7 protein-coding genes are annotated in these 6,855 nt (G+C 56.0%); 1 reads left to right on the forward strand and 6 read right to left on the reverse strand.

Features of this window, described 5'->3' with window-relative positions:
• Positions 1-97: 97 nt before the first annotated feature.
• The 6 genes from tnpC to H5P28_RS00565 form a co-directional block, all read right to left on the reverse strand.
• A complete protein-coding gene (gene tnpC / locus H5P28_RS00540; protein WP_185673694.1) occupies positions 98-1,597 on the reverse strand; it encodes an IS66 family transposase in 1,500 nt (499 codons plus the stop codon).
• Positions 1,598-1,656: 59 nt separating this feature from the next.
• Complete coding sequence (tnpB, locus tag H5P28_RS00545) at positions 1,657-2,001, reverse strand: IS66 family insertion sequence element accessory protein TnpB (RefSeq protein ID WP_185673693.1); 345 nt, start codon at positions 1,999-2,001, stop codon at positions 1,657-1,659.
• Complete coding sequence (tnpA, locus tag H5P28_RS00550; RefSeq protein WP_185673692.1) at positions 1,995-2,345, reverse strand: IS66 family insertion sequence element accessory protein TnpA; 351 nt, start codon at positions 2,343-2,345, stop codon at positions 1,995-1,997. Before tnpA ends, tnpB begins: the two co-directional genes overlap by 7 nt.
• Before the next feature lie 169 nt (positions 2,346-2,514).
• Positions 2,515-3,945, reverse strand: a complete 1,431-nt coding sequence (locus H5P28_RS00555; RefSeq protein WP_221773318.1) for an MGH1-like glycoside hydrolase domain-containing protein — start codon at positions 3,943-3,945, stop codon at positions 2,515-2,517.
• 19 nt (positions 3,946-3,964) lie between these two features.
• Positions 3,965-4,648, reverse strand: a complete 684-nt coding sequence (locus tag H5P28_RS00560; protein ID WP_185673770.1) for a type II secretion system protein — start codon at positions 4,646-4,648, stop codon at positions 3,965-3,967.
• A gap of 83 nt (positions 4,649-4,731) precedes the next feature.
• Positions 4,732-5,496, reverse strand: coding sequence for a hypothetical protein (locus H5P28_RS00565; protein ID WP_185673771.1), 765 nt, complete (start codon positions 5,494-5,496; stop codon positions 4,732-4,734).
• Positions 5,497-5,736: 240 nt separating this feature from the next.
• Between H5P28_RS00565 and H5P28_RS00570 the strand changes: the two genes are divergently transcribed.
• Positions 5,737-6,855 (forward strand): exo-alpha-sialidase (locus H5P28_RS00570; RefSeq protein ID WP_185673772.1); only part of this gene is annotated, 1,119 nt, incomplete at its 3' end.

Raw genomic sequence — 6,855 nt, forward strand, 5'->3', positions numbered from 1 at the left:
GTAAGCGTCCGGAGTGTGTCCTGCTTGAGTTGCCTTTGTGAGGGTGGATTTTTCTCTCTGGTAACCCTTGGGGTTTCCCACTGGTTACGATTTGGATTCAGGCTTGGGTTGCTATTGGTGACCATTTGGCAGGTGACAGAGCGCTGATGTCGTGCTGGTTGGTCATATTGGGGAGGCGCGAGAGGATGTTGCGCAGGTATTGGAAGGGTTCGATGTTGTGGCGCTGGCAGGAGACGACGATGGAGTAGATGATGGCGGATCGTTGGCCGGCCTCGGGGTGTCCGATGAAGAGGAAGTTTTTCTTTCCCAGGGCTGAGGGGCGGATGGCATTTTCCATGAGGTTGTTGTCGATCTCGGCGATGCCGTGTTTTTGGAAGGCAACGAGCTGGGGCCACTGGGAGATGGCGTAGGCGCAGGCCTTGCCGAGGGCGGACTTGGGGAGGGCCTTTCGGCTGGCGAGGGAGATGACCTTTTGCAGGCGGGTCAGCGTGATCTCATTTTCTCGCTGACGGCGGCGTTTGCGCTCGTCGGGGACGAGGTTTTCTTCGCGGTAAGTGGCCTCGCGTTCGTAAAGCCTGGCCATGAGTCGGAGCACGAGGGTGGCTTCGCGTTTGTTGGAGGCGAGGGCGTCGTAAAACTTGCGCCGGACGTGGGCCATGCAGCCCAGGGCGATGACGTCCTTGTTGCCCGAGGCATAGTCTTCGTAGGCGCCGTAGGCATCGGACTGGAGCAGGCCGGTGTATCCGTCCAGCAATGACGTCAGCTCGCCGTGTCGGCGAGAGAGCCGCCAGTCAAAGACGACGTCGCCGCCGGGCCGCGAGATGGCCCAGAGCCAGCCCTGTTCGGTTTTGCCTTTTTTGTGGTCGGAGTCGCAGTAGCGCACCGGCGTCTCGTCCGCCTGGATGTAGGGGCCCGCGAGCAAGTCCGTTCGCATGTAGTTGTAGATGGGCTTGAGCCACTCGGCTACGGCCTCGACCCAGTCTGTCATGGTTTTTCGTGACAAAGGTGCGCCCCACATGGACGAGGCTTTTTCCTGGCGGTAAAGCGGCTGGTGCTGCACGTATTTGCTTAAAACGATCCAGGCCAACAGGCCCGCCGAAGCGTAGCTGCCGTCGATCACGCGCCTGGGCGCGGGGGCCACCACCGGCGGCTGCGAGCGGTCAAGCTTGCGGCGATACCTGGGGCGAACGAGGCGGCGTTTAAACAGCTTCGGCGGGTGGATATCGACTTCAAGGGTCTCTTCTTCGGCGATCTTCTCAAAGGCTTCCGGCTCGGCCTGCACCTCCGGCGGCTCAATCACCACGGTCTCCTCCACCGGCAGGTCCTTGAAGCGCTCAGCAGGCGTTTCATGTTTGCCCGCCTTGGGGGCACGACGTTCGTAAGCGATACTTTGTTTTTCGACCGCTTCGAGTTGGCGCTCCAGGTCGTCCAGGCGCAAGCGCAGTTGAGCGCTGTCGAGCTTCTCACTTTTGCCCGCCCCGAAGAGCTGCTTTTTGAGCCAGTCCACCTGCTCGCGTAAAACCGCAATCACGCCGTTTTGCTCATCGACGATGCGCCGCAACTGTTCCACATCCGGGGAGCCCGCGTCGCTGTCCATGCCTGTATCCAAAACATGATACGATGGCCGTCAAGACAGTGTTGAGAACCGTGCTGATTTTAACGCTCGTACCACGCCTTGAGCGTCCCCTGCTTCAGGTCGATGCCGTTCATCAGCATGGTCATCGCCGCCGGGGTGATCGTCAGCTTGCGTGTGTCGCTGCCGATCGGCCAGCTCAGCCGCCCCTGCTCGATGCGCTTGGCAAACACCCACACCCCCGTCCCGTCAAAATACAGCAGCTTTAGGCGGTTGCGCGTCTTGTTCGTAAAGGCGAACAGCGCCCCGCCCTTGGGATCTTCGCCCAAGTGGTCCCGTGCCACCGCCCACAGCCCGTCAAACTGCTTGCGCATGTCCACCGGCTCCACCGCCACAAAAACTCGCAGCTGATGGGGCAAGCTCAGCATCGCAACGCCTTGACCAATGCCGCCAGCGACTGCGCATCGCCCCCGCGCAAGATCAGCCCCTCCGGCAAACATACCTCCAACAAAGAGGCCCCGCAGGACGGCACCGTCATCTCATGGAAAAGAGGTTTAGACTCGACGCCTCCACCTGCCTGACTGCGCTCGCGACGCTGCTTGAGCCAGTACACCAGCGTGTTGTAGGCCACTCCCTCGCGCCGCGCAAAGGCCTTCTGCGTCAATCCGCTCCCATCGTAGCTCTCAAGTAAACGCTCACGCTCCTCACGACTCTCGATCCGACGACCCCGACTGTCGCGCTTCGCCCCCGTATCCACCAACTCCAAATCCATCCACAAATCTTACACCAGACTGCCTGCTTTGAAAAGTGGGACCAAGCCCGGACGGTTACGTTGAAACAAAGCCGCCGGGGTGCTGAGGGTTCCTTTCTCCGCATGATGACTTCGGCTTGTAGAATCTGAGATTGAACCTGGGGAAGTTTCTGGAGGATCAGGCGTATTCTTAGAACTCATGGATAGTGTCCTCGCCCTCTAGCCACGCGATCATATTAATAACCAAATAATTCCAATTCTTAAACCCGGGATTCAAAATCGGCATACCCGTATCTGGCTCATAATACTCATGCATAATCCCTGTCTTATTGAGGTCTCTCCCGAACATATTGACTGTTTTTATAGCAAGCTCTCTCGCTTCTTCTTCATAGCCATAGTCAACGAGTCCCCTCCAGGTCATGTAGTTGGAAATACCCCAGACAGGCCCCAGCCATGACGACGGGTTTCCGGAAGCTTTTACGTTATACATTTTCTCCATTTTAGAAAGACTTCGAACTCCATATGGGGCATTGAATGTTCTTTCATTATTGTAGTGCTCCTCCACCATTCTTTTAGCTTGTTCGGGAGTCGCAATGCCCGCCCACATGGCCATAAATCCCGACCAGACCCCAATGCGCTGAATCAGACAATCCCAAGTCCTCGGAGCCCCCGAATGCTGTCCCCATCTTTCATTTTGAATCGGTAGGAGGTTCAGATCAACGCTGTAGTAAAAGCCGTCACGTTCATCCCAACAATGCTCACGGATCGCGACCTTTAGATTATCCGCATCTATTTTGTATTGTTTGGAAATCTCAACGTAGCCCAATTGTTCCGCCAGGTAGGCCATGGACTGGAGCTCCTTGTACATTAAACAGTTTAGATAGATGGAGCCAGAGCTGCGCGGGGGGCGGTAAAACGTGCTCGGATCATTGTCTACACCAATTCCCCTGCTGTCGTTCCAAAAGTAAAGGCCTGTAGCTCGATCGCGTTGATGGTATTGGTAGTTATTGACGAAATACTGAAGTTTATAAAAATCTTCTCTCAACCAGTCGGCATCGCCATTGCTCATTCCAACAAGAAACGCGGCATGCTGCGCCAAGCATGGCTTGTGCATGTTCGTAGAGTAAATATTGTCGGGCTTCAGCTTATCAATGTCTGTATCTCTTTTTACGTTAATGGGTATCCATCCATCAATTCCGCAAAAAGAAAGAAAGTTAAGGACGCAACCCTGCTCATACCTTACCGCTTTATTGGACAGCTCCTCATCCCCTATATTTAAAAGGATTTGGCGAATTGCGATATTACTGAGCCATGAATCCCAGTCCCATAGGACATCGTTGTATTCCTCGCTCCCGGGAGTCATAAAGGGATACGTCAACGCTCCGCCTTCCTCGCGAAACATTCCCGTATAGTCGCGATAAATAGATTCCTTGATTATCTGATAATGATATTTTTCGGTCTGGGCATTTAAGGCTGATGTCGAGGCGACAATAAAAATCAACGAGAGCCAAGTCTTTATTCTTATCATGTTTACCAATGAGACTAAGAGTTCGATGCGGAGGTCGAGTTGATGGCTATGTGCAATATTCTCCCGGCGCCGGGTGGTTTCATAGTTAGCCATGCGGAAGATTCGCTTATTTCTATTCTTCGGTCATGTCTGGGTCCTCGACCATTTCAATATGACCATCCAAAAATAAAACTACACGCTCGCCGGCGTAAATATCTTCCGCCTCTGGATGCCCCCTGGCCTCCTCAAACGATGTTCGGATCATCCAGAATTCGCCTCCATCAAGGTTATCCAGTGCATAGTAGATATTGAAGGGGGTGATGGGTGTTTCGTTGGCCGGCTGACTCTGAACGGCTGAAATGTGAGCCCAAATTGACTGGCTTCGTCCGCTGGGTCCGGTGCCGACGTTATCCTGATTCGCCTCATAGACGATAGTCTGTTCATTGCCCTCTTCCTTGATGTAATCCAAAAACGGAGAAGGAACAAAGCTGTCTAATATGGTGTTTGTCGGATCACTGGGGGCTCCCATGTAAGGGGCAAGGTAATTAACCAATCCCCATTTCCCGTTGTATAGTGCGTTTTGCAATCTAAATGTTGGCCCTGGCATGGCACCCTTGTCTTGGGTGTAGATCTGCAGTGCCATTGCAACCGAGCGCATGGTTGTTATTCCGCTTGTCTTGTTGGACGAGATGCGGATATGGCTAATTCCCGCAAAAATAATGGCTGAAAGTATGCCGATAATAGCTACACAAGCCAGTAGTTCTATCAGGGTAAACGCGACAGCTCTTCCTTTTATTCGTAGCGGGGACTCTTTCATGGGAGACGCGCTTGTGTTATGGGGCACCGGGCAACAACACCTTCGGATATACATTACTCACATCGTGTTGTGCTTTGCTATCTTCACCGCTTTCTGCGATATATTTTCCTTGAGAAGAGGCTTGCGATTATGAGTGCGGCGATGCCGTATGTGGCGGAAGATGTTTCGGGGATGTTGACGGCGGTGAGGGAGACGAGGTTGAGTCTTCCTGTATTGCTACCGGCGAGCGGTCCGGCTGCCAGTCCCGTGATGACGATGGTACCGTCCGTGGGGGTGACGCTGGTCCAGGTGGCGACGGCGGAGACTGCGTCTGAGGAGGTGATGGTGATGGAGTCGGGGTCACCGGAGCCGGTGGCGATCTGCCAGAGGAAGTCGGTGGTGGTTCCGTCGCCCATGAGTACCATGATGTTGTAGGCGTAGTTGTCGTCGAGGTCGCTGAAGGTCAGGGTAAAGCCGAAAGCCTCGCCTCCGGCGGTGCCGGTGTTCTGGTTGTTGAACCAGATCCCGTCGGTTGTGGCGCTGACGGGGATGCCGGGGACCGGGTCGTGGTCATTGGACGAATTGCTGCCGGCGACATTGCGGGTGCCATTGGAGACATTGAGCAGGAAGCTGGAGCCGGTCAGGTTGCCTGCGCTGTCTTCGAGGTTGGACAGGGACTGCTCGTAGAAGGCAACCGCTCCGGTGGCGGCAACCGACAGTTCGGTGAATCCTGCCTCAGGGGTCAGGGTCGATCCGAAATCGATGTAGACGCTGGCTCCTTCGACTGTTGCGGCCGAGAGCGGGGTGAGGGCGGGCAGCATCGCGGCCGAAGCGGTCAGCGCCAGAGTCCTGATGGAGTAGAATTTCATAATGTAAACAACTTATTTGTTATTAGCGTTGGGGGTTTTCAATTAAACTGAAAGCATTTAAGAAGGATCGTGCTTCTAATGCGACGGAATTTTAAGCAGATTATAGCCCGAATAGTCAAGCGGTTTATTTGTGGATTCGATTTTGCCCGGGACTGTCGTTTTTTGGGTTGCGTATGTCGTAAAATAGGATTCTACCACTAGGTAAAATCCGCCATATTCCCCCAACCCGAGACCCTGTCCATGAACTATTCGACCCGAACCAGGAAGGCTGCCTGCCTCTCGCTTTGCCTTTTAATGACCAGCGCGGTGCCCCTCTTGCGGGCCGCCGACCTGGCCGAACCCCTGCTGGAGCTCCAGGACGGCGACGTCAACATACATGGGGTCGAGGTGGTCAAAATGTGGACCGCCCCCATGCCCCGGGCCGATGTCCTGGGGGCAGGCTACCCTCAGATCGAGGGCGTGCGCCACGCGCTGGTCTTTGCCGCCACGGACGAGACCGGCGGCTACAACCACCATGCCCAAATAACCGTGCACAAGGGTACGATCTACGCCCTGTGGAGCAATAACCGCCACTTTGAGGACGCCCCCGGCCAGCGCGTCCTCTTCGCCACCTCCCCTGACGGCTTGCACTGGAGCAGCCATGCCGAGGCCTTTCCCTCGCCAGGCCCCTTTAAGGAGAAATCCGAAACCGGCCTGCTGTTGACGACCCTCGGCTGGGTCCAGGTCGGCGACAAGCTCTTCGCCCTGGCCAAGCTCACCGCCATGGACGGCTTCCGCAATCCCGACAACACGCTCTTCAGCCCTACCAAGGACCGCAAGCGGGGCATCATCTTCGACAAACGCATCTACTACGGCATCCTGGCACGCGAGTTGACGGACGCGGGCACATGGGGGCCCATCTTCACCGTCGAGGGCAAACCTCCCGCCCCCGACCAAATCGCCTTCCCCGTCCTCGAGCACAGCCAGTGCGTCAGCCCCGGGGAGTACCAGGCCATCCTCGCTGCCAGCAAGGAGTACTCCTACCCCTGGAGGAGCCGCCTCCCGCGAACCCCCGGCAAACCCCTCCTGTGCGAGCCGAGCACCTACGCCCTCGAAGACGGCACCCTGGTCACCCTCTTCCGCGACGAGCGATACTCCCACCGCCTCTTCGTCAGCACCTCCCCCGACGGCGGTAACACATGGTCCACCCCCTATCCCACGAACATCCCCGACTCCCCATCCTACACCAAAACCATCGCTCTCGAAGACGGATCCGTCGTCATGGTCGGAAACCAGATCGCCGAGGAAAAAAACTTCGATAACCCCAAACCCGCCCACCTGGGCAGAGATACCCTCGTCCTCTCCCTCAGCAAGGACGGA

This window comes from Ruficoccus amylovorans (assembly GCF_014230085.1).
GTDB classification, from domain to species: domain Bacteria; phylum Verrucomicrobiota; class Verrucomicrobiia; order Opitutales; family Cerasicoccaceae; genus Ruficoccus; species Ruficoccus amylovorans.

What these genes read in the sequence shown, in the direction of transcription:
- H5P28_RS00555 (WP_221773318.1), bottom strand. Translation starts at nt 3,945, where the DNA reads ATGGCTAACTATGAAACCACCCGGCGCCGGGAGAATATTGCACATAGC.
- tnpC (WP_185673694.1), bottom strand. Translation starts at nt 1,597, where the DNA reads ATGGACAGCGACGCGGGCTCCCCGGATGTGGAACAGTTGCGGCGCATC.
- tnpB (WP_185673693.1), bottom strand. Translation starts at nt 2,001, where the DNA reads ATGCTGAGCTTGCCCCATCAGCTGCGAGTTTTTGTGGCGGTGGAGCCG.
- tnpA (WP_185673692.1), bottom strand. Translation starts at nt 2,345, where the DNA reads ATGGATTTGGAGTTGGTGGATACGGGGGCGAAGCGCGACAGTCGGGGT.
- H5P28_RS00565 (WP_185673771.1), bottom strand. Translation starts at nt 5,496, where the DNA reads ATGAAATTCTACTCCATCAGGACTCTGGCGCTGACCGCTTCGGCCGCG.
- H5P28_RS00560 (WP_185673770.1), bottom strand. Translation starts at nt 4,648, where the DNA reads ATGAAAGAGTCCCCGCTACGAATAAAAGGAAGAGCTGTCGCGTTTACC.